This is a genomic window from Stenotrophomonas sp. 1L-E-5-B-C3 (genome assembly GCF_057292075.1).
In genome coordinates this window covers 146987-169203 of sequence record NZ_JBXAWS010000009.1, presented here as the reverse complement: position 1 = coordinate 169203, position 22217 = coordinate 146987, and the positions used below count along the sequence as shown (strand labels likewise).

Here is a 22217-nt window from a genome sequence, read left to right as displayed (position 1 = left end):
TTTGCAAGTCTGCGAGAAAGGAATGGAGCGCCGATAGGAAAAATCAATTGTCATTTCATTGATGTCGGTGAAAGAAGAGTATCCAACACTGAGTCCATCGTGATCCGGAGAAGGGCGGTAGAAATCCAAAAGTTCGATGCCTTGTTCTTATCTGCCTATCAGGGAGATTGCGACAGTAATGTCGGTGCGGCGTCTGGCAATTGGATGCAGCTGCTATGCAGTATCTCTGGCGGGCCGAAAGTAAGTCGCTCGTTCCACATGTTGAGAAATTGGTTCTCAGCCTGTGAGTCTCTAAGGATCAGTTTCCGGTTCTGGTGAGTACATGTGGAGCAATGATGTGTGCTGCCATTCCCTGCCGTTGGCGGTGCACGATGAAAATTATGAGAGGAATTTCTATGGCGAAGAAGTGATGGAGTGAGTTCAGATGCTCAATTGCCCCATCTCCTGGGATCAGGAACATTTCTCCCCGGCGTGGTCTTATCCATCCTTCTCCGCGTACCAATCTGCGCGTCTGATCATTCAGATGCGCAGTGTGCCGCCGATTACCCAACCTTTGGCTGGGGTTGATCGGAAATTCGTAGTCAACCAAGGAGGAATGTCATGAATCGTGTACTGAATCTGCAGCGTTTGGCCTTCGATACCAATGTCAGCCTGATGGGCAATAGCTGCAGCAGCTCCACACACAGCTGCTGTGATGGCAGCGTAGAGGATCCGCGGCTGTAATAGCTGTTGCTGCATGACGTGTCGCCGCCGGCTTCCTAGGTGTCCCGGCTACACCACATGTATTGCCACACCAATCTGATCGATCTACCGCAAGGGATTCATCATCGACGCTATCGACCCAGCGACATGGCCGAGAGTGACTCATCGGCGAATCTCCTATCAGAAAGAGGATCCTTCATTGAATCGAGTTCTCAACTTGCAGAGACTGCTTGTGGAAAGCACCGGGTCTGCGCTTGCCAACAGCTGTACCAGCTCCCAGCACAGCTGCTGCGCCACGCCTGTGGAAGGAGAGCGTTAACACAAGAGTCGTCAGCTGATCGTGTGATCCGCCAGCTGTCGTGAGTAAGTGCCAACTCAGGGGGCGCGCTCATCCAGGGCGATGAGCCAAGGAGAGTGACGCTACCTTGAGTCACTAAGGAGAGAAAGAATGAATCGTGTACTGAATCTGCAGCGCCTGTCTCTGGATACCTCGTTAAGCCTGATGGGCAACAGCTCTACCAGTTCGACCCATTCATGCTGCGGCCCCACGGAGGAGCAGAAACTGCAGTAGTTGACCTAAAGGAGGGCGCCGGATATCTGGCGCCCTCCCATGACAATGCCGGCTGCCAGTGCTCGGTTGGAGACTGCGGGCCGATCATCTCCAAGGATAGCGCGTGATGTCTTCCAGAAAACCTACGCTGCGCGAGCTGCGGCATGTTGACAAGGTCAACTTCATCAGCAGCGACGAGCGCTTCTACGAGCCGAACTACGAGCATTACAGGCCGAGCGATGAGCTAGTGTCGATTGTTGATCAGCTTCTAGTGGCGCATGGGCAAGGCTGGGGCATTCGCCGGATCGGAGTGTGGTCCCATGTCTTGCCACTCGCGAGGTCTGGCTCGCGGTCGCTTCCAGCTCAGGGTTGGAAGATCCATTTGTCAGCAATCGAAGATAACTGCAAGCAGATTCTTCAGCGTGTTGCTGAGCTTCTGCTTCAGCGTGATGTGGAGTTTAAGTTCGCCAACGACTGCCGCACGATGAGGATGATGACATCCAAGCGTTGGCCCCGAGGTGGATCTGGGAAGTTCATTACGGTCTACCCACATACGGAGACTGAGTTCAAAGAACTCATCGAGCTGATGTACCAAGAGGTGGGGGCGAATGTCGGATCTTACATCCTGTCCGACAAGCGCTACAAAGACAGCCGCTGTATCTACTACCGGTACGGCGGCATCATCCAAGTGAACCGTCTGGACTTCATGGGAAGAATGATCCCGATGCTTGTTTCACCGTCAGGAGACCATGTCCCTGATCATCGGACCCCGTACTTCGAGACTCCTGAGTGGGCTCAGGATCCCTTCCTTGCCGAGGAAGAGGAAACAGGGGAGATGGTCTTGAACAACGGTCGCTACTTGATCGAGAGCGCGCTGGGCTTCTCGAACACTGGTGGAGTGTACCTGTCAAAGGACACTCTCACCGGTCGCCAAGTCGTCATCAAGGAGGCCAGGCCCCATGTGGAGCTCTATGAAAATGGCGGAGATGCAACCACCCGCCTGAAAAGAGAGATGTCGAATCTGAGCATCCTCGGTCCGCTGGGAGTCGCCCCTGCAGTCTTGGACTCTTTCTGGGATTGGGAGAATTTCTACCTCGTTGAGGAGCATTTCGATGCTCTCGACATGCGGCAGGTCATGCTCCAGTTCTCGCCGCTGATGACGGTGCGCCCAACGGTGGCAGACAGTGAGAAGTTCTATGGGATGTATCGAACGATCTTCATTAATCTCTTCAGAGTCGTTGATCTGGCGCATAGGGCAGGAATGGTTATTGGCGATCTATCACCCCCAAATATTCTGGTTAAGAAGGAATCCCTGGAGGTGCGGTTGATTGACCTGGAAGCTGCATTCCGACCGTCTCATGGAGAATCCGACGACATCCATACACCTGGATTCAGAAGCAAGATGAAGAGCAGGACAAAGGTAAGCAGCATCGAGGATGACCTGTACGCAGTTTCGGCGATCATGATGTACTCCATGTTTCCGATCGTGGCGATGGCGTATGTCAGAGACGACCTCTTCGACAACGTCCTTCCCATTCTCGTCCAGGATATCGGCTGGGAAGGGACCCCGGTGCTCGATGTGATTCGTGGTCTCGCGCAGGGACGGATCGATCTTCGCGAGGCCGAAGAAAGGCTACAGGTAGGAGCCTCAATAGATGAGCCGTACGGTATGCGCGAGGCTTCTTCTGAGCCAGTGGAGCACTTGATAGAACGGTTGTCTAGGTTCGTTCTGATGAACTATCGACTGAATTCGAAGTACACGCTGTTTCCTTGTGACCCCTTTGCTCTCTCCACAAATGCAACTAGCTTGGGATTTGGTTCGTCCGGCGTAATCTACGCACTCACACGCGCCGGTGCCGAGGTGGCCAATGAAGTACTCGAGCGGCACTTTTCGGATGCAGGACGTCTTCATGAGGCGAACACAGCGCCCGGTGTGCTGACGGGGCTGGCGGGAATCGGATGGGCCCATTTGGCCATGGGCTACGATTCTGTCGGGCTTGGCTTCATTGACATGGCCAACAGAAGTTCAGTTCCGAAGGGCCAGATCTCGTTCTACTACGGAGCAGCCGGCATCGGAATGGCGAATCTGGCAGCCTTTCTTGCCTCGCAAGGCACGAACTATCTGGAAACTGCCTTAGAGCTCGGTCTGCAGCTGAAATCATCTGCGGTTCGTACGGAGGACGGAATCTATTGGGAGGACGACGGCGTCATTCGAGTAGGACTCGGCTATGGTCAATCCGGAGTGGCGCTTTTCTTCCTCCGGCTGTCTCAAGTGACCGGCGATTCTAAGTGGAGGGCGATAGGAGAGTTGGCACTGGCCTACGACCTGTCGAAGGGAAACGAGCTGGAGGCAGGTATCACCACGTTTGCCGCCGCACCTACTGGCCTAACCACCTACGAACCCTACGTGGAGCAGGGTACCGCAGGCATTATAAAAGTCGCCATCAGGTACGGTCTCTGGGATGTAGTTGAATCTCTGGCCTTGGATCTCTACCGCAAGTATTCCGGATTTCCGGGTCTTATTTACGGCCTTGCCGGATTGATAGACACTCTGGTAGATGCCTATGTGTATTCAGGAGATGCAAAGTACCTGAATCTGGCCAATCGCCCTTATGAGGGGCTGACCGACATCTATGTTTTTGGCGACGATGACACAGCGGCGATACCGGGAGAGAACCTGTTTCGCATTTCCTGTGACTACGCCACAGGTGTTGCTGGGGCTATCCGGGCCTTGCATCGACTGAGTTCGCCGTATCCCGATGAATTCTGTCTGGACATCTTGGACGCCCCCTTCTTGAAGGTGCAGGCAGGCCATCAGCTGGGCCCTACCCTCATGGAAGGGCCTGAGTGGGGAATAGGGCAAGAATGAGTACGCCGAGCGGCAGCACTGCGGTGGATCCTGGCCGCGGCCACACACCATGGCGTGACTTCTCGCGTTTGCTAGGCGAGAACCGGAATGAGTACGTGGCGGTGACGATCACCTCCTGTGCAATTGGTGCATTTGAAGGTCTGATACACCCCCTTCTGATCAAGGCGATTCTTGATGAGGCGTCGTTGAGGGGCGATTTTTCGCGTTTGATGTACCTGATCCTTGGCTATCTTGCGCTAGGTGTGTCGCTCAACGTGGGTGCCTACGTGACTTCGCTTTGGCAGCAGCGATTGGACAATCGCATTGTGAGGCGAGTCAGTGAGGAACTTCTGCGCGTCTTCTACAGTGAACGCTACGAAGACTTCCTGCGAAACGGAGTGGGATACTACATTTCGCGGATCAGATCTGACGTAAAGGATGGTCTGGTACCAATGCTTGCCTTGGTCAGAGGAGTTGCAGTCAAGATCTCCATGCTTGTGGCCTTGGTCATAGCACTGCTCTACATCTCATGGAAGGCCTTCGCAGTTCTTGCCGCGATCATCCCAATTGCCACGATTGTCAGCTTGGTGGTCGGCAAACGCATCAGTGCTTTGACATCTACGGAGCGGGAAAAGGAAGCCCAGGTTCTGGTTGTCCTTGCCAGAGCTGTTGGAAGCCTGAAGATGGTGGGGACGTTCGGATTGACAAGCAAGACGTTGAGTTCGTTCGATAGAGGCATGCACGGCCTCTTGGATGCAGGCTACAGTCGATTCAAGGTGGTGCGCACACTTCAAGGCGCAAGTGATCTGACGATGGTTCTGTCGGATGTCTGCTCGATATTCGTTGGTGCGATATTTGTCTTTCAGAAGAAGATGACATTTGGTTCGTTCATTGCATTCATGAACGCATTCTGGCGTGCGGCTACAACCCTAATTGCCATCTTCAAGAACTGGGCAGATCTGAAGAGCTACGGCGCCACGGTTCATCGAGTTTCAGGGTTTCTTGAGTTGCGAAAATCGTCTGAATTTAAGTATTCAGAAAGTGTCATAGCCGATCGCTTGTCCTTTAGCTTCGGCCAAACCAGCGTTCTTCGAAATGTATCCACAGTCATTGATCGGGGGCAGAGGGTTCTCGTCACTGGTGACAACGGCTCTGGAAAGACCACACTTGCCAACATCCTCGCGAGGCACCTGCTGCCCACAGCAGGCAGTCTTTCACTGCCTGCACGAATCAGCTCATCCACTCTGCCGCTCGCATTTCCTCCTCTCGCCATAAAGGACCTTGGGGTTGACGTAGAGCTTCTGAAGACACTGGCTGTATTTTCTTCAGAGATTCTTGAGGCCTATCCTGACCAGCTGTCTGCGGGTCAGCAACAGAAGGTTGCCTTGGCCATGGCACTTAGCAAGAGGGCCGATCTCTATGTATTGGACGAGCCACTTGCGAACCTGGACGCCGGCATCCAACGTATCGCCATGGATATGATCATGACGATCACGAAAGGCAAAATACTGATAATGATCATGCACGGCGGAATCGAGTACCGAAATCTGTTTGATACAACTCTTGCGCTTGAGTCAGAGAGTGCTGGGACTATGGATGAGAACGCAGTCCAGCAGGCTTAGTCGGACCCCATGGGCCGGCGCAGAACAGGTGGGACAGCACAGGAGGGTTGCTTAGATGTTTGGCTATTACGTGAAAGTTGCGCTGCATAACGCCGCAAGGAACAAGGTCATCACTGGATTGATGATCCTGGCGATATCGGTTGGCATCGGAGCGAGCATGACAACCCTCACAGTCATGCACATCCTGTCTGGAGACCCCCTTCCAGGCAAGAGCGGGCACATCTACTACCCTCAAGTTGATGTGAACCCAGAGTCCAAAGGACGTGAGCCCTATGATGTAATGGATTACCGCACCGCATTTGATCTATGGTCGGCCAAGCAGGCGGACAGCCAGGCGATGGTGGTATCCAATCCCGTCAAGGTTAGGTCAGAGCTTCCTAGCGGAGTACCGCTGATGATCTCTTCGATCTCAACAACTTCGGAATTCTTTACGATGTTCGACGTGCCGCTACAGTACGGGCGCGCTTGGGGTGCTGAGGATGACGCGCGTCGCAGCCGTGTCGCAGTGATCTCAGATCGACTCAACCAGCAGTTGTTCGGCGGCCGCAACAGCGTCGGTCAGAGCTTAAGAGTCAAAGACACGAATCTTCAGATCATCGGTGTTCTAGGCCCATGGCGTCCTTCCCCGCTGTTCTACAAGATCAGAGGTGGGCGCTTCTCTGGTGGTGAGACATCCGGCTTCTACGGTGCAGCGGACGATGTGTTTCTTCCTCTCTCAGCTAGCCTCGAGATCAACGAGGGCGACTTCCAACCGTTTACCTGTTGGGCTACCCCAGATCGTCCTGGTGTTCTGGAGAGCTCGCCCTGTGTCGCGGTCGCGCTATGGGTAAAGTTGAGTGGTCCGGAGCGCGTTCAGGAATACGATCGCTTCCTCCGTAACTATGCAGCTGAGCAGAAGCGCCTTGGACGTATCAAGCACGACGACAACACCCGGTTGAGGTCTCTGATGGAATGGCTGGACTTCAATCAGGTAGTTCCCAGCGACGTAAAAGTGCAGACGGTTCTGGCCTTCGCGTTCCTTCTGATCTGCCTCGCAAACGTAGTCGGCTTGCTGCTTGCGAAGTTCATGAGACACGGTGGAGAGATCGGCCTGCGTCGCGCGTTGGGAGCGAGCAGAGTCGCTATCTTCACGCAGTGTCTGGTCGAGGCCGGTCTAATCGGTGCTTTGGGCGGCGTGCTTGGCTTGTTCCTAACGTTACTTGGCTTGTGGATGATACGCATCCAGCCAGTAGCATACGCAGATCTGGTGCACCTGGACATCGCAATGTTTCTGGTCACAGTCATTCTATCTTTGCTCACAAGCCTCTTGGCGGGTGCGATTCCTGCGTATCGAGCGAGTTTTATCCAGCCGGTCACCCAGCTGAAGCTGCTTTGAAGGAGTGTGCCATGCAAGTTGGAATCATCGTGGCGGCGCTGAAGAAGCACAAACTGGCCACATTCTTGATCACCATTGAGATAGCCTTAGCGTGCGCAGTTCTATGCAACGCGATCTTCATGTTCATGGAGAAGAGTCGAGCGCTCAACCTTGATAGTGGCGTTCAGGAGTCGTCACTTGGAATCGTCCAGCTCTCCGGATTCAGCGCAGAAGACGCACATGACATCAACGCCCGTGTGATGAACGCTATCCGGGCTATTCCAGGTGTGGAGGCTGTGGGCGCCATTAGTGCTGTTCCCTTTGGCGATCCTGGAGTCCGTGCCGGCGTGAACACTGACGAAGCGCTTGAGCGCTCTGGCGGTGTTCTGGATTTCTACCTTGGGGATGCTGTGGCGCTGAAGTTGCTCGGTTTGAATGTGGTGTCTGGTCGTATGCCGGAGCCGGCCGAGTATGCGCCCATCGAGCAGTACGTCCCATCCAACGCGCCGGTGCTGGTGACTCGGCAGTTGGCCGATCGCTATTGGCCGGGGCGAAGCGCAATCGGCCAAAGCATTTGGGCCATGGATACCCGATTCACTGTAATAGGTACCGTCGACCACCTTGCTGTCTCTCAACCGGGAGTGGGAGAGGCATTGGGCAATGACTGGTCGCTCATCGTTCCAGCATTGGCCGGGCCTCGGCTCGCTGGCAGGTACCTGGTGCGAGCCAATCCGGAAGATCTTCCGCAGATCTTTGGCCAAGTAGGGAGGGCTGTATCGGCAGCTGCACCTGATGTGGTTTTTGACCATTCTGCCAGTCGCCCGGTCTCCGAACTCAGGTCAGACCACTTTCGCGGTGCCAAGGTCATGATGGGGTTGCTTGCCGCAGTGATCATTGCCCTTCTTGGGGCCACTGCATTGGGAATTGTGGGCTTGGCTAGCTATTGGGTAGAGCAGCGCCGGAAGCAGATCGGCATTCGTCGTGCTTTAGGGGCCACGCGATCGGATATTCTGCGTTACTTCCAGATCGAGAATTTTCTGATCGTCAGTCTCGGCATTGCGGTTGGACTGGTCCTTTCCTACGCGATGAATATTGGCCTAATGCGGTTCTACGAGTTGCCAAGGCTACCGGCAGCCTACTTGCCGGTGAGTGCTATAGCATTGTGGTTTCTAGGCCAAGCAGCGGTCCTGGTTCCGGCACTGAAGGCCTCAGCAATCACGCCCCTAGAGGCGATCCGCTCGCTCTGACCCATTTTAGGGGAAGCCGAGCCCGCAGCCCGACGACGCCAAGGTGCGACATGCTCGAGGCGCGAGGTTCTAGGTGATGCGCCGCTGTGGAAAGTCGAAGCGTGCACAAAGCAAGGCGGCCCGCACACGTTCGCGCGACTCGCGCACGCTGGTTTCGGCCAGGCCCACAATCTGAGTGACAGGTAGGCCGCCAGAGAGATGCACTTCCACCCGCACCAGCGGGGCATCGACCCCGGCGCGGGCACGGCTGTGGACCAGCGCCAGGCTCATGTGTGGGCTCCTGCGAGGAGACGCTTGATGGTGCGGCAGGTGCTCTGCGGGGAGCTATCGGGAATTGCTGGTGAAGTGGCTAGGAGGATTCCGACAGGTGCCTGGAGCCAGCCTTCTCCCTTCGCGGCACCCAGTCTCTGCAACATCAGCGCCGGAACTCGCCCGGTATCAAGTGGATCGACGTTGATCAGCCAGAACCGCTGCCATCAGCCCATCCGCGGCCCCTGCCGGCTCTCTTCCTGCTGCCGCTCCTGCGCTTGCGCCAGCTGCTGCGACTGCTCCCGATCCTGAGCGTCGAGGCTCCGGTTGGCCGCTGCATACTGCTGCTCCGGTGCGATCGCCAGGGCGTCCTGTGTTGGCATCTGCACCCGGTTGGCGGCGGGGTCCGAGGACGCGCCCGGCCCGGAGCGCGTCACGAACAGCGTGGTACCCGCAGCACGGGTGTCGGTGGCTTCACTCAATGCCATGTCTACTGTGTCGCCGGGCTTGAACCCGGCGTCTGCCGCAAGCCGGTAGGCGCTGGCCAGCAGGCGGTCGCTGCTCTGGTCCCACGGCTTGTTGTTCCTTTCATCCAGCATGGCTACCGACGAGCGCAACTGCTCCAGCAGCCCGCTGCCACCTGGGCGCAGGGCTGTGCTGTGGTGCCGGTCTACGTCAGCGTCGTGCTGCGTGGCAGGCCTGGAGGTGTGTGGCGAAGGTGCGTTCGGTGCGACACCCGCAGGTTGTTGCTCCTGCTCTGAGGTCGTGCGCTGCACGTGTGCCTGAGCAATCTCCTCTGGCGTGGTGACGGAAACGATCTGCATGCGCTCGTCATCTTTCCCAGCCAGTGTGGCCAGCGAGCCATCCTTCTGTACCTGCAGCGTGAACGTGCCGAAGCCGGGCACGGCGCGTGCGTGATCCTGGGCAACGGCGGCTACAGCGTCATCAATCTCTTCGGCACTGCGCACAATGCCGGCACTACGGTAGGCGTCCACCACCTGGCTGCGCAGGCCGTACTCGGTCGGCGTGGGGTTGGCCCGGGCGATGTCGGCCATGGACGTCAGCTCCTGTACGCCGGCCTGCTGGCTCTGGCGCGTACGATTGAGCTCCTCGATGATGCTGCCCTCGGCCGGGTTGGTGCCATACACCCAACCCGGCGTTTGCCACTGCCCGTTGGCGTCCTGTGTGTACTTCTCGCCGTTGGAGGCGCGCAGGGGCTGCGTCTGGGTCAGCGCGTTGGTGATCACCTCCGGTACCGGCTCAATGGTGGCGAACTCGTGCCAGTTGTACTGGTTGAACGCCACCTGGTAACGGGCGGCGAGCGCCTCCGGCGTGTTCAAGGCGTTCTGGGCAATGATGCGCTGCGATTCCCGTTCCAGTTGGTCGGACTTTTCCGGGCCGACGGGCACGCTGTAGTCAACGGGGACGCGTCCATCAATCATTGAGTGGATGGAGAGGTTCCATTCGCCGTTGTGCGGATTGCGCACGTAGTGTCGGTTGGTTTCAAACGGCTCGCGCGGCGGCGTGCTCTCGCCGCCTGCATCGAGCTTGAAGGGGTTCTGCGGCTTGGGCAGGTTGGCCATGCCCAGTGAATATGAGTCGTTGGCGGCTTTGTAGTTCAGCTCGTCCACCAGCCGGCCACCGGCGACCATCGTGATCTCGCGGTAGCTTCCGTCGGGCTGCGGTGTGCGCACGCTGCGGCTCCAGGTGCCCTCTGCATCCTCCGGGTCGCGGTTCCATTCGTTGCCACTGCGGTCCACCTGGGTGTAAACGGCCTTCTTGTCCTGGTACTGGGCCCAGTACTCACCGGCGAAGCCGCCGGCCACGCCGCCCAGCAGTCCGGTAGCCAGCGCACCTGGCCCGGTCCAGGAGCCGGTAACGACTCCGTACCCTGCGCCCAACAGGAAGCCGCCGCCAAAGCCGCCCGCGGTGCGCCCCACGAAGTGGGTGGCCGCAGATTTTGCGCCGGCGTCGTTGCCCTCGCTGCGCAACTCGGCCACGCGGTGGCCGGTGATGGCGAAGTCCACGGCCAGTGCGGCGACACCCGCCGCGCCGAGTACGCGGGCGCCGGTAATCTGTCCGCGCGCGGCGGCAGCTTCGGCGGCAGCTTCGGCGGCACCTTCTGCAGCGCCCGCTCGCCCTACAGAGCCAGCCAGTTCCGGAGCCGTGCTTGCCGGGCCAGGGCGCACGATGGTCAGTGGCATTTCCGGGTTGAACGCAGTGCGTACGCGGGCAGCGGTGTGCTCGGTCAGCGGCAGGCGACCGCCCTGGTTGGCCTCCTGAATCGCGGTGCCCATCGATGCGCGGCCACCCCAGCGCTCGCTCAGGGTCGAGTTGCCGGGTTCGTCGATGGCATCCAGCGCCGCCTTCACATTGGCTTCGGACTGGGTGACAGCGCGCCAGCGCAACTCGGAGGGGTTGAGGGTCTTCAGTTCCGCAATTTGCGCGGCGTGGGTGCGCTGGTAGCCGTCCAGATCGGAGAAGAATGTGCGGATCTTGGCGTTGGCTTCCGCCGCGGTCATGTTCTCGGGCGTGTTGGTGACCAGGTCGCCGTTGAGGATGCCGGCGCGAAGGGTGTATTCCAGGTTCTGGATGCGGGCACCCATACGCTCGACGGCGGCAGCGCGCACATCCGGCGGAGAATCCTTCGCCAGCAGGGTTCGGCCATCGTAGGTTTCCGTGAGGTCGTCGAGAACGAACTTCAGTTGATCCGTGTACGCACTCAACGGGCCGCCTGAGTGTGGCGAAATACCCAGGCGGGTTGCCAGCGCGGGGTTCGCGGGCAGGTTGAGAATGTTGTCGGGTCCGTGGAGCGTGAAATGACCACTCCTGGCAAGCGACTTCAGCAGTTGGCTTTGCTCGAACGCATTCTGTTCGATCAGATGGTGTCCCTGAAAAACCGGTGTGTCGGCCATGCGCACCACCTCGTTCAAGAATCCGTTTGAAGGAGCTCGTCTTAGAGATCGGCTACATCACGCAGCCGTACGCCGGAGAAGTTGGCCGCAGCCAATGCATCAAACATCGCGCGGTCGCAGATGGGCGGTGCGCCCATGCGATCCTGGCGGAAGATATGGGCATCGCCCACAACGTCCTGTTTGAATACCAGGCTGGCTCCTCCAACGAGGCTGTAAAGCTTCTCGTCCTCGCCGGTCTGATAATTGTGATCGAGCTTGATTCTCACGCGGGAAGCGGCTTCATCCAGGGCATCGAGCCTGCGCAGCACATTGCCCAGGTAGTACCGAGGGCCGGGGCTGCCGTCGGCAAGGCTGAAGTCGCAGGCCACAAAGGCAAACGCTTCGGGGTCCATCCGCTCAAACAGCTGCTTCAACGGTTCCGACACAATCCAGATGCCAGCGAGTTCTTCCAGATCGCGTGGCATTGCTCCCTTCTGGGGCACATGAATCAGGTGGGGGCGCTCCGGATACTGGCCTGGCGTTCCATCAGGACGCGAGATGACATTCATCCCTGGATCGATCAGCTTCTCTTCGTTGGCGATCTCTATGCCTGGAACCCTGCCGTTGCCCAGGAGGCCGGCGTCGATCAGGAAGAATTCGCCCTTGTGAGATGCGGCTTCGGCTGAAACTTCAGTGGCGGTCGATTCGGTCACGGGGGCGTCCATCTATGGATGCGGGGGCAGAACGGGAAAGCCGTTGGACCGATGCTAGCTGGGCTTCAGTGCAGCCACAAGTTGCGCCGAAACGGTGCCCGAGGTGTCCGATTCGCGTGAATTCCGAGAAAGTTCGGAACAATGCAGAAGAGGGCGCTGCGATTCATTCGTCACTCCGCACACAGACAGAAAACGCCGCGCCATACGCGCGCTCAGTCCTTGGGTCGCATCCGCTCGTGGATGAAGGCAGTCAGCGCGAGGTCGGCCATCACCAGCCCCTCCATCACCCGGTCGCCTACGTACTGCTCGGGCTCACCGTTCTGGCGCGTACGCTCGGCGGCCAGCAGGACTTCCTGCACGATGCGTTGGCCGGTGAGCGCGCAGTCGGCGTCGGACAACTGCATCTGCCGGCTGCGCAGGTGATGCCGCTCGGGCCAAGGCTGTCCGTCGGCCGCAGCGCCCGCGCCGATGGCGTGCAGGATGGCGATGAGGCTGTTGGGGTCCGGGGCCGGAGCGTTCGAGCGCGCTTCCTGGATGGGGCGCGGGGGCGGGGAGTGCGGCGTGGTCATGGCGGGCTCCGTGCATGCAGGCGGAAGCCGCCACCGATAAAGGTGGCGGACGGGGCGTGGCTCGAAAACCGGTGTGTGATGATCGCCGGCGGGCACGAGGCCCCCACGCCCCGCCCGCCATAGCCGGCAGACGGATTGCCAGCCGGCACCACGCAAGGTGATGCCGGCTGGCAAGCGCAAACTTCATCACAACAACGGGTTTTCGAGTCCCGACCACCGATGCACGGTGGCGCAGTAACGATTACCTGCTGTTGTTCGGAATGCCAACGGGTTGGGGTCAATGCCGCCAAAACCCGAGACGCTTTTGGCATTGTCGCATAGCGCCGGAAGCGGCGAGAGCCTTGGCGTGCTAGGCGGAACGGCACTTCTGGAACGGAGTCGTCAGAACCTTCCGCCAGAGACGCAGGGCGCGGCAAATGCGACAGCATTGGTCCGATGGCAATGTGTGATCGCCCGTACGAAGGAACCGGTGCGACGACCGCCGATGGGTGCCGCGTACTTCGCCTCCAAGCGTGAGTGACTTTCTGCCTATTGACCCCGTAGGACGTCACGCAGAATCTGACTACTGCTGTAGTCACCCGGAACTGTCCTGCGCGGAGCAGGAAGGATCTGCGGCGTTTGAACGGATTCCACCCACTGGCGCAGGCCAAAACAAGGATCACTGCACGTGTTACGCCGCAATCGACTTCTTCTGTCTGCGGGTCTGGTCCCGCTTCCGTGGTTCCTGTTCTGGACCAGCGTTGCCGCCCTGTTCGCGCCGGGCTACAACCCGCTTGCACAGCACGCCAGCGAGCTGCTGCAGGCGCCGACGATCGCAAGCGTTTGCGGCAGGATTGCTGCCATCGGCTCCGGCGTGGGCTTCGTGGCGTTCTCCATCGGGGTATGGCGGGAGTCCGGCCGCCGGATTGCCGTAGGTGCAATCTGCTGGTTGGTCTTTGGCATTTCCATGCTGACCAACGGGCTCTGGCCCATGGGCCATCCGATGCACGGCTTCTACACCATCGGTATCGCAAACATCATTGCACCGGCGATGTCGCACATCGAATTGAGCGCGTGGTCTGCCAATCGAAGGGCTTACGCCGTGACTGCTATGGTGAGCATCGCGAGCATCGTCTATCTCTGGTTGAACGTGGTGGGCGCGGACCCGGAGGGGTTCAGGGGGCTGACCCAGCGCCTGTTCTCGTCGATCAATTCGTTGTGGCCGTTCCTGGTGGCGCTGTACCTGCTGCGAAGGGGTTCAAGCGCGCTGAAGGCGGAGCCGACGTATTGATGGGCGTGCAGGCACATGGACGACCATTGAGCGTGTGGGGTTGAGAAGGGTATGAAGATTTTTCGCCGTCAGCTGATCTACGTTCAAGTGCATCAGGACCACTTCATTGCCCGCGTGGTTGGTGGAGACAGGACCATCCGTCGCCAGTGTCATGCCCTTGGCAATCGCGCGGCTCCGATCAAGGACTATTCGAATATCCGGCCGCTGCTCAAGGCGATCTTCTCGGAACTCCTGCCTGGGTTCTCTCTCGTCAAGCCGTGGGGGATTCTGCACTTTGATCCGGTGGAGTATCCGATCACGAGGGAAGAACTTGCCGGGTTCCAGAAGGCTGCCATGCAAAGCGGCGTGAGCTTCTGTTTTCTCTCCACGTGGGAGCAGCGGCATGAAGACAGGGATCTGTTGGAGATGTTCAAGTAGGGTTCGGTCCGATACTTCGTTCTAGGCCACGCAGATTCTTGGGCCGGTCCGAGGCACTGCGAGAGTCCGCTCTTGACCGAAAGCGGACATCCAGTTGGGGCGCTGCCTGTCTACTGAAGCCTTGGCGATTCAGCTCTACGTGCTGCAACTACTGCGATCAGTTGTTGTTACCACCTAAGTCCGGCGGGCTCATTAGCGACGAACTGGATAGACTCTTCTTTGAGAGTCGACTGCTGGGCTTTGACGAGGTGTGATTGAATCCATGAGCCATGCTCAGATTCGTCATCAGGACCCTGACACGTTGCAACAGTGCCGGCTGCCAATCGCTTACGGCGGGTAGCGACGCGCTAGGCAGACCTACTATCGAATCTCTGGTGAAAGCCCAAATAACACGACGAAGCACTCGTTCTTCTGGGTACCTGGCTGGCTGAGTCTGGCGAGCGACGATGCCTTTGGGCGCGTTGTCGGTCAATCCTATGATGGCAGTTGCCAAGAGTCTGAATGCTGTTGAGTGGTCAGAGTGGATATCGCGCACCATCGCTGCTTGGGCATGCATCTTGGTCGTTCCAACACCAGGCGCACCCTCATTCCTGGCCAGCTCGTTGGCCCACTTGATCCAGCGCCGCCGGTCTTAGCCGCATGGAGGCTAAAGGGGCCTGGACATTCGGGCCTCGGTGAAGCGTGGGAGGTGACCTGGCGAAGTCAGCTTCTGGCCGCAGGACGCCATGGGACCCGAAGCGGTCAGCCACTGTCACCGGATGTTGAACAAATCCACTGCGATCCATCGCTACCCGCGCTCATGCTGCCCACTTCCTGCCGCGCAGCGCGTACTCAACGGCAAGGTCATAGACGTTGTCGCACTTCTGCTTGAAGGTGGTACGGTCATAGCTTTCCGGCAAGTCCGCATCAAGCACGCGTTCGATTTCCGCGCGCACCTGCTTCTGCGTCTGCGCGCTCTGGTGCCAGTTCTGAATCAGCACCTTGGGCTGCTCCTCCACCAGGCGCTTCAGCAGGTGCTTGGCGGCCAGCTTCACGCGCTGGGTCTCTTCCTGCGTCAGTGACTCCTTATTCAGCAGATCGAACAGCTCCAACTCGTCCTCGGTCAGGCCTTCGCGGATGTGGCGCTCGGCCTCTTCCTTCAGCTCCTCGGCATAGGCGGTCAGCTCGTCGTAGTAGTTCTCGGTGGACGTGGCGCCGGAGTTGTAGGCGTCGATCACATTCTGCAGCCGCTGGATGAAGCCCACCCGCGTGCTGTTCTGCGCCAGCATCTCGGCCAGCTTTCGCTGCAGAAAGGCCTGCAGGTCGGCGATCTGGATGTTCTTGAAAGGCGCCTGCTGGAACTCCTCGCGCAGCTTCTCAACGTTCACCTTGCTGAGGTCCCAGGCCTTGCCGCGCTGCACGATCTTGTACTGCGCCTCGAACTCCTTGGCGGAAAAGGCCTCGGCCTTGTCCACCACCACGCTGGCGTCCAGCAGCGCCTCGATGCGCTGCACCGCGCTGTCAATGTCGACCTGCTCGACGATGCTGTCCATCACCCCGCGCAGGTACTGGAAGGCCGACACCACGCGGCCCAGCTTGCGGCCCAGCACCTCAGGCTTGCAGGCCTCGTACAGCGAGGAGATCGTGTTCTCGTAGACGTTGAAGGACTTGCGCTGCTCGTCGCTGGCCAGCAGCGTGTCGGCAAAGCCGTTGAACTGGCCCAGCTTGGTGAACACGTCGTCGCGGTCCAGCGCCTCGTGCAGCGGCACACCCTGGCTTTGGCAGTAGGCCAAGCCCTGCTCCATGGCCTCGTCCAGCAGCGTGAACAGATGACTCTTGTCCCGCACCGGCAGCTCGTCGTCCTCGGGGCCGGCGGCGTAGTCCTTTAGCGCCTTCTTCATGCGGCGGAAGACGTTGTAATAGTCCACGATCTCGCCGTGGCGCTTGGCCACGCCCAGGATCTCGTGGCCGCTCACCCGGTTGGCCCGCGCGATGGTCTGCATCAGCGTGTGGCCCCGCATGGGCTTGTCGAGGTACAGCGTGCTCACCGTCGGCGCGTCGAAGCCTGTCAGCCACATCGCGCAGACGAACACCAGTTGCAGCGGGTGCTCCGGGTCCTTAAAGTTGAACTCGATGTCGTGACCGTGCTCATCCAGTGCGTTCATTCGCTGGCGGTGCGGCTTGAGGTCCAGTCCCTTCTTCGCGAACTTCTCTTCCTCGCCCGCCTCCTCGCTGACGATCACCGCCATCTGCACCGCGCCCATCCAGGCCTTGAGCTGCTTCAGGCGCTGGCGCTCCACGTCGTTGGTCGTCGCGGTGATGCGGCCGTTCAGCGCCTTGATCTCGGCCTTCCACAGAGCCTGGACCTTGTCGAACATCGTCACGGCGGTGAACTTGTCCACCGAGATGACGATGCCCTTGCCCAGGTAGCCGCGGCGGGGGAAGTGGTAGACGATGTCCCGCGCAATCGTGTCCAGTCGGTCCTCGCGCTTGACGACCTCCATCTCCTGCGCGAAGCGCTTCTCCAGCTTCTCCTGCGCCTCGCCGTCGAGGTTCTCGTCTTCCAGGATAGCAGCGAACTCGTCGCTCAGGTCGTCATTCTGGATCAGCACCTCCGGCACACGCTTCTCGTAGAACAGGGGCACCGTGGCGCCGTCTTCCACGCTCTGCTGGAAGTTGTACTCGGACACGTAGTCGCCGAACCAGGCGTTGGTCTTGCGCTCCTGGCCCAACAGTGGCGTGCCGGTGAAGGCCAGGAAGTTGGCGCGTGGCAGGCCGACGCGCATGTTCTCGGCCAGGCCCGCGTACTGCGTCCGGTGTGCCTCGTCCACGATGACGACGATGTCGTCGCGGTCGGACAGCAGCGGGTAGTCCTTGCCCTTCTCGAACCGGAACTTCTGGATCAGCGTGAACACCACGCGCTTGTTCTTGCCCAGCATCTCGCGCAGTTGCGCGCTGCCCTTGGGTCGCACGTCGTCCTTCGGCGCCACCACACCGGTGTGCAGGAAGTTGCGGTAGATCTGCCCATCCAGGTCGTCCCGGTCCGTCACCACTACGAAGGTGAAGTTGCCGGTGAGCTTGCGGAAGATCTTACGCGTGTAGAACACCATCGAGAAGCTCTTGCCCGAGCCCTGAGTGTGCCAGAACACGCCCAGCTTGCCGCCAAGCTCACGCCGGTGCCTGAACTGCTCGAAGGCGTTGTTCACGCCGATGAACTGGTGGTTCTGCGCGATGACCTTCTGCGTCTCGCGGTAGAACACGCAGAAGTTCTCCACATAGTCCAGCAGCCGCTCGGGCGTCAGCAGGCCCAACACCGCGCGCTCCACGCTCAAGCCCTGCGCGGCAATAGCAGGGCGATCCAGCTGTTCCTTCTCGTCATCCACCCGCAGCCAGGTGAAGAAGTGCTCCCACTGCGCGGTGATGCTGCCCAGCCGGGTCTCGATGCCATTGCTCAGCAGGCACAACGCATTGGCGGTGAAGAGCTGCGGAATCTCGGCCTTGTAGGTAGTCAGGTTGTCGTCGAAGGCTGCGCGCAGCTTCACGTTGCTGTTCTTCAGCTCGATGAACACCAACGGCAGGCCGTTCACGTACAGCAGCAAGTCGGGCCGGCGGTAGCCATGTTCGCCGCGCACCCAGAGCTGGCTCACCGCCAGGTAGTGGTTGCGGCCGGTGCGTGGATCATGCGCGTCGAAGTCGATGACCTTCAGCCGCTCGGTCACGGTCTGCCCGACCTGCGGCCCGGCCTCGGGCTTGTAGGTAACCGGCACGCCGTCGCGTATCAATCCGTCCATCTCCCGGTTGGCTGCCACCAGGCTCATCGCCGTGCGTGGCTGCACCAGTTGCGCCAGGGCCTGCTCCACAGCATGAGCCGGGGCCTGCGGGTTCAGCCGCTCCAGCGCGGCGCGCAACCGATCGACCAGGATCACCTCGCGTTTGTCGGCGCGGCCGGAGCCGTCATTCAGGTCGTCGGGCTGTGCCGTGAAGCAGTTGAGCGCATCGAAGCCGCAAAGATGCTGCAGCCGCTGCAGCAAGGCCTGCTCGATGTCGTCTTCGCTGATGAAATTCTTCGCGGCGGCCACGGTACCCCCTGGTGTTTGCCGGTTGTGAAGAAGACCTGCTAACGGGCTATCGCCTCATGCGGCGCGGCCTATGCGGCAGGCTGCTGTTGCATGCTGGGCGGGAACTGGATGTCTAAGGCCTCGACGCGGAGTTTGCCGGAGATCAGGCGGGGGAGCAGGGCGTCTCGGGTAGCGTGGAGGTGGGCGTTGGCCCGGCGCAGCATGAGCGACTGCTCATAGATGGGCCCAGCTACTTCGTTGTACCTGTCACGAAGGGCGTCGCCGGGGTTGACCAGCGGAATGATCTTGAAGGTGTCCATGACCACGTTATCGAAGACGCCAGAGTTGGAGACTCCTTTGATCACATCCACTGCGCACCTCAGCCCGGCAAACACGAAGTACGGCTTCTTGTCGATCTTCGGGACCAGCGCGTAGCAGGATTGGTTCATGGCCATCGGCTCGCCGGCCAACACCAGGTTGCCGACCGTGCCCCGTGCGGTGATGAAGATCGTGTCCTTGGGGAAGAGCCTGGATGCGCAGTTCTCCAAACCCAGTTCAGTGATGCTCTGCTCGGTCTGCAAGCAATAAGCACCATCATGCGAATCCTTCGGAGAGAAGAAGAGGATCTCACCACCCCAGTACTGGCTGACCTCGGTGCTTGGTGTGCCACCACCTTGAACCTGCACCATCGCGGCGGCTGTTGATGCCTGCCAGCCCAAAGGCATTCCTCGCTCGTGTGCAGCCGTTTCATAGCCAGGAAACCTCATCCGCACAAACCACTCGCTGTAGATCTCTTCGGCCATGGACTCCAGCAAGGCGATGCGGCGCTGGTTGATAGCGATCAGGTCGTCGTAGCTCTTGAGCGCCGCCGCGATCTTGGGCTGAGCTGCGCTCTCGCGGAGCGTGAGCCGCGTCTTCGTTCTGAAGGCGGTGAACTGAAACCGGGCGACACCTGTGTGCTGAAGATTGAAGACACCCATGTACCCAGAGGCGTAAAGCGCCTGGAGCACGTAATAGAGATAGACGGGGTGGACTTTGTTTCGATCAACGCGCAAATGCCGAGCGAAGCTCGAACACAAGACAGGGCGCCCCCCCCGGGAGGCTAAAAACTCCTTGCTGACGAGCGCCGTTCTGCCAGTTGATTGCTTGGCGGTACCGCCCGCCGTTTCGATGAGGATGTCATCGGCCTCCAGAGCCTTACGCGCGACCAAGTGCTCGGGAATCCAGCGTTGAGGCAACTCGATGCTCGGAGCGTTCAGGCCGGCGAAGTCAGTCCCGCGAATAACGTCACAGAGCACATGCCCTGGCGCCTCTTGGCCTTCCCCCCATTCGCCATCTTTGGTCTCGACAATGAGGTCAGAAAACAGGATTGGCGCTTGCATCACGTTGGCTGTTCCTCGCCCAACACGGCCGACACGTTGACGGCAATGGTGCGCTGAAGCGCGCCAGCGGCATCACTCAGCTCCTGAAGCTGATCCCGCGCGACGGTGAGGTCCGCCAGGAAGTCCTCCTCCGTCTTCCCATCCTCCTCAATCACCACGCCCACGTACCGCCCCGGGTTCAGCGACCAATCCTGCTCGGCAATCTCCTCGCGGCTGGCAAGCTTGCACAGGCCGGTGACGTCTTCGTAGGCCGCCTTGGGGAAGCGTTCCTGCAGCCAGCTCACATGCTGGTAGTACAGCTCGGCAGCCTTCAGTTCGTCATGCAGCGCCTGCACCGCCGCCTTCACGTCCTTGGTCTGGCGGTTGGCAGTGGCGCGCTTGCCCTCAAGCTTGGCGGCCTCGGCCTTGCGCTTGTCCATCTCGCGGATGGCCTTGTCCAGCGCCTTCACCGCCGCGTGCAGGCCGCTGAAGAAGGGCGTGAACTGAGCGCGCAGCAGGTGCTGGGCTTTGTTGCGCTCGTCCACGCTGTGCTTCTGGCCTCGGGTGCGTTCGTGCTGGTCCTGGGCCTGCGCCAGCGCGGCGAGCTGACCCCGCTGGGCCTGCAGCGCCGCAATGGCGTCACGCGCCACCTGGCTGGTCGCCGCATCGGCAGCTTCTTCCGCCAGCACGGCCAGCAGGCGTTCGCTCAAGGTGGGCAGGTGCTCAGCGGCGTCCTTGAGCTGGGCCATGCCCTGGTGCAGGTAGCGGTCCACCTGGTCCACGAACTCCTGGCGGCGGCCCTTGTGCAGCCGGGGGATAAGGGCAATGTTCTGGATCTGCGCGTCGCTCAGCTCGCGGTGGGCGCGGTCCACCTGGGTGAAGATGTTGCGGGTGTCGATGAACAACACCTTCTCATCGGTCTTGCCCTTGTCGAAGAACCACAGTGTGGCCGGCAGCGTGACGGTGTAGAACAGGTTGGACGGCAGCGTGAGCATGCCGTAGATGAGGTTCTGCTCGATGAGCGTGCGGCGGATGTCGGCCTCGGAATGGCGAGCATCGCTGGCCGAGTTGGCCATCACCAGTGCGGCGCGGCCGCCGGGTTTGAGCGAGGTAGCGAAGAGGTTGATCCAGAGATAATTTCCGTTCGGTACGGTCTCGACGGCTTTCTCCTTGCCGTCTTTCCCGCCCGCCGCCTTTGCCTTGGTCTTGTTGCGGGGCACGCCGTAGGTGTTGAAGCGGCGGTCTTTCTCCACGGCGTCCAGCGTCACGTCGTCCACGTTGAACGGCGGGTTGGCCATCACGTAGTCGAAGGCGCCGAAGGCGTTGAAGGGGTCTTCGTAGTAGGTGTTGGCCTGCTTGATGTCGCCGCGCAGGTTGTTCACAGCAAGGTTCATCTTGGCGAGCTTGGCGGTCTCCAGCGTCTTCTCGGTGCCGCAGACGAACACGTCCAGGTCTGCCGCCTTGTCGGCCTGGTGCTGGAGGATGAAGTCCGCCGACTGCACAAACATGCCGCCGGAGCCGCAGGCGGGGTCGAATACCTTGCCTCCATGGGGCTCGATGATCTCGGTCATCAGCTTGACGACCGAGCGCGGCGTGAAGAACTCGCCGCCGCCCTGGCCCTCGCTGAGCGCAAAGTTCGCGAGGAAGTACTCGTAGATCTGGCCGAACACGTCGCCGGTAGCGTCCACCGGGATGTCGGAGAACAGCTTGAGCAAGTCCTTGGGAATGTGCTGGTTCTTGGGGCTGCGGGTGAAGCGGTCGTACTCCTCCTGCGGCAACACGCCCAGCAGCTCGGGCTTGGTGTTCTCGATGCTGGCCATCGCGGCGCGGATGGCCTTGGCGATGTTTTCCTTCTCGGGCAGGTTCAGCAGGTAGTCGTAGCGGGCCTTCGCATCGAGGTAGAAGCCACACTTCTCGATGGCAATCTCTTCCAAGGTACGCTCACGGCGCGTGCCCTGGAGCTTCTTGAATTCCTGCTCGATTGCCGCTTGGTGCTGCCGGTACTTGTTGTCCGCGAATTTCAGGAAGATCAGACCGAGCACCGGGGTGCTGTACTCGCTGGCCTTGAGATCGGAGTTGGCGCGGAGCTTGTCGGCTGCTGACCACAGGTCATTTTCGAGTTTTTTGAGCTGGTCGCGATTCATTCTATTGATCGTAAAGGGGTTTGACCTGTTCCTGTCTTGCCGCCAATTAATATGTACTGACGCGCAGACTCAGTCATGGCGCCCCATGGATTTTCGATAGGCGACTTGACGTTCGTAAACAAATCTTGAGTTGACAATCAAAGATGATACTAGCCGGAAGGCTGCTTGTGGCCGTCGGGCGTCATACGACCCATAGCGGCCATTGGTGCGGCCGCTGATCCTGCCACTGGGTCCATTTGT

Annotated in this window: 14 protein-coding genes and 1 pseudogene; 8 read left to right on the top strand and 7 right to left on the bottom strand. The window is 59.7% G+C overall.

Annotation, left to right across the window (positions count from 1 at the left end; translation table 11 throughout):
* The first annotated feature begins 600 nt into the window (after positions 1 to 600).
* From AC0Z6F_RS13735 to AC0Z6F_RS13710, 6 genes are all read left to right on the top strand, one after another.
* Complete coding sequence (locus tag AC0Z6F_RS13735; protein WP_197573011.1) at positions 601 to 723, top strand: class III lanthipeptide; 123 nt, start codon at positions 601 to 603, stop codon at positions 721 to 723.
* A gap of 427 nt (positions 724 to 1150) precedes the next feature.
* Positions 1151 to 1273 (top strand): class III lanthipeptide, encoded by a 123-nt coding sequence (locus AC0Z6F_RS13730; protein ID WP_197573012.1) that lies wholly within the window; start codon positions 1151 to 1153, stop codon positions 1271 to 1273.
* 106 nt (positions 1274 to 1379) lie between these two features.
* Positions 1380 to 4121, top strand: a complete 2742-nt coding sequence (lanKC, locus tag AC0Z6F_RS13725; protein ID WP_448123521.1) for a class III lanthionine synthetase LanKC — start codon at positions 1380 to 1382, stop codon at positions 4119 to 4121.
* A complete protein-coding gene (locus AC0Z6F_RS13720; protein ID WP_448123520.1) occupies positions 4118 to 5722 on the top strand; it encodes an ABC transporter transmembrane domain-containing protein in 1605 nt (534 codons plus the stop codon). Before lanKC ends, AC0Z6F_RS13720 begins: the two co-directional genes overlap by 4 nt.
* A gap of 55 nt (positions 5723 to 5777) precedes the next feature.
* Entirely contained in the window at positions 5778 to 7097 is a 1320-nt protein-coding gene (locus AC0Z6F_RS13715; protein ID WP_485617438.1) for an ABC transporter permease, read from the top strand.
* Between the two features lie 11 nt (positions 7098 to 7108).
* Positions 7109 to 8323 (top strand): ABC transporter permease, encoded by a 1215-nt coding sequence (locus tag AC0Z6F_RS13710; RefSeq protein ID WP_485617440.1) that lies wholly within the window; start codon positions 7109 to 7111, stop codon positions 8321 to 8323.
* Between the two features lie 72 nt (positions 8324 to 8395).
* Here AC0Z6F_RS13710 and AC0Z6F_RS13705 read toward each other — a convergent pair.
* The 4 genes and pseudogenes from AC0Z6F_RS13705 to AC0Z6F_RS13690 form a co-directional block, all read right to left on the bottom strand.
* Positions 8396 to 8593: pseudogene (locus AC0Z6F_RS13705) on the bottom strand (magnesium chelatase domain-containing protein); the annotation flags it as partial.
* Positions 8594 to 8799: 206 nt separating this feature from the next.
* Positions 8800 to 11487, bottom strand: coding sequence for an XVIPCD domain-containing protein (locus tag AC0Z6F_RS13700; protein ID WP_485617442.1), 2688 nt, complete (start codon positions 11485 to 11487; stop codon positions 8800 to 8802).
* A gap of 41 nt (positions 11488 to 11528) precedes the next feature.
* A complete protein-coding gene (locus AC0Z6F_RS13695) occupies positions 11529 to 12191 on the bottom strand; it encodes an imm11 family protein (RefSeq protein ID WP_006399598.1) in 663 nt (220 codons plus the stop codon).
* Positions 12192 to 12391: 200 nt separating this feature from the next.
* Positions 12392 to 12748 carry a hypothetical protein gene (locus AC0Z6F_RS13690; protein ID WP_485617444.1) on the bottom strand — a complete coding sequence of 119 codons (357 nt, stop codon included), beginning with the start codon at positions 12746 to 12748 and terminating at the stop codon, positions 12392 to 12394.
* Between the two features lie 667 nt (positions 12749 to 13415).
* On the opposite strand from AC0Z6F_RS13690, the gene AC0Z6F_RS13685 reads away from it, so the two are divergent.
* Both AC0Z6F_RS13685 and AC0Z6F_RS13680 read left to right on the top strand, forming a co-directional pair.
* Positions 13416 to 14018, top strand: coding sequence for a DUF998 domain-containing protein (locus tag AC0Z6F_RS13685; protein WP_485617446.1), 603 nt, complete (start codon positions 13416 to 13418; stop codon positions 14016 to 14018).
* A gap of 51 nt (positions 14019 to 14069) precedes the next feature.
* Positions 14070 to 14435, top strand: coding sequence for a hypothetical protein (locus tag AC0Z6F_RS13680; protein ID WP_485617448.1), 366 nt, complete (start codon positions 14070 to 14072; stop codon positions 14433 to 14435).
* Between the two features lie 797 nt (positions 14436 to 15232).
* On the opposite strand, the gene AC0Z6F_RS13675 is transcribed toward AC0Z6F_RS13680, so the two are convergent.
* From AC0Z6F_RS13675 to AC0Z6F_RS13665, 3 genes are all read right to left on the bottom strand, one after another.
* Positions 15233 to 18493, bottom strand: coding sequence for a type I restriction endonuclease subunit R (locus AC0Z6F_RS13675; RefSeq protein WP_485617450.1), 3261 nt, complete (start codon positions 18491 to 18493; stop codon positions 15233 to 15235).
* 68 nt (positions 18494 to 18561) lie between these two features.
* On the bottom strand, positions 18562 to 19854 hold the full coding sequence (locus tag AC0Z6F_RS13670) for a restriction endonuclease subunit S (protein ID WP_485617452.1): 1293 nt from the start codon (positions 19852 to 19854) through the stop codon (positions 18562 to 18564).
* Positions 19854 to 21977, bottom strand: coding sequence for a type I restriction-modification system subunit M (locus tag AC0Z6F_RS13665; RefSeq protein ID WP_485617454.1), 2124 nt, complete (start codon positions 21975 to 21977; stop codon positions 19854 to 19856). The genes AC0Z6F_RS13670 and AC0Z6F_RS13665 overlap by 1 nt, the downstream gene beginning before the upstream one ends.
* Between the last annotated feature and the right edge of the window lie 240 nt (positions 21978 to 22217).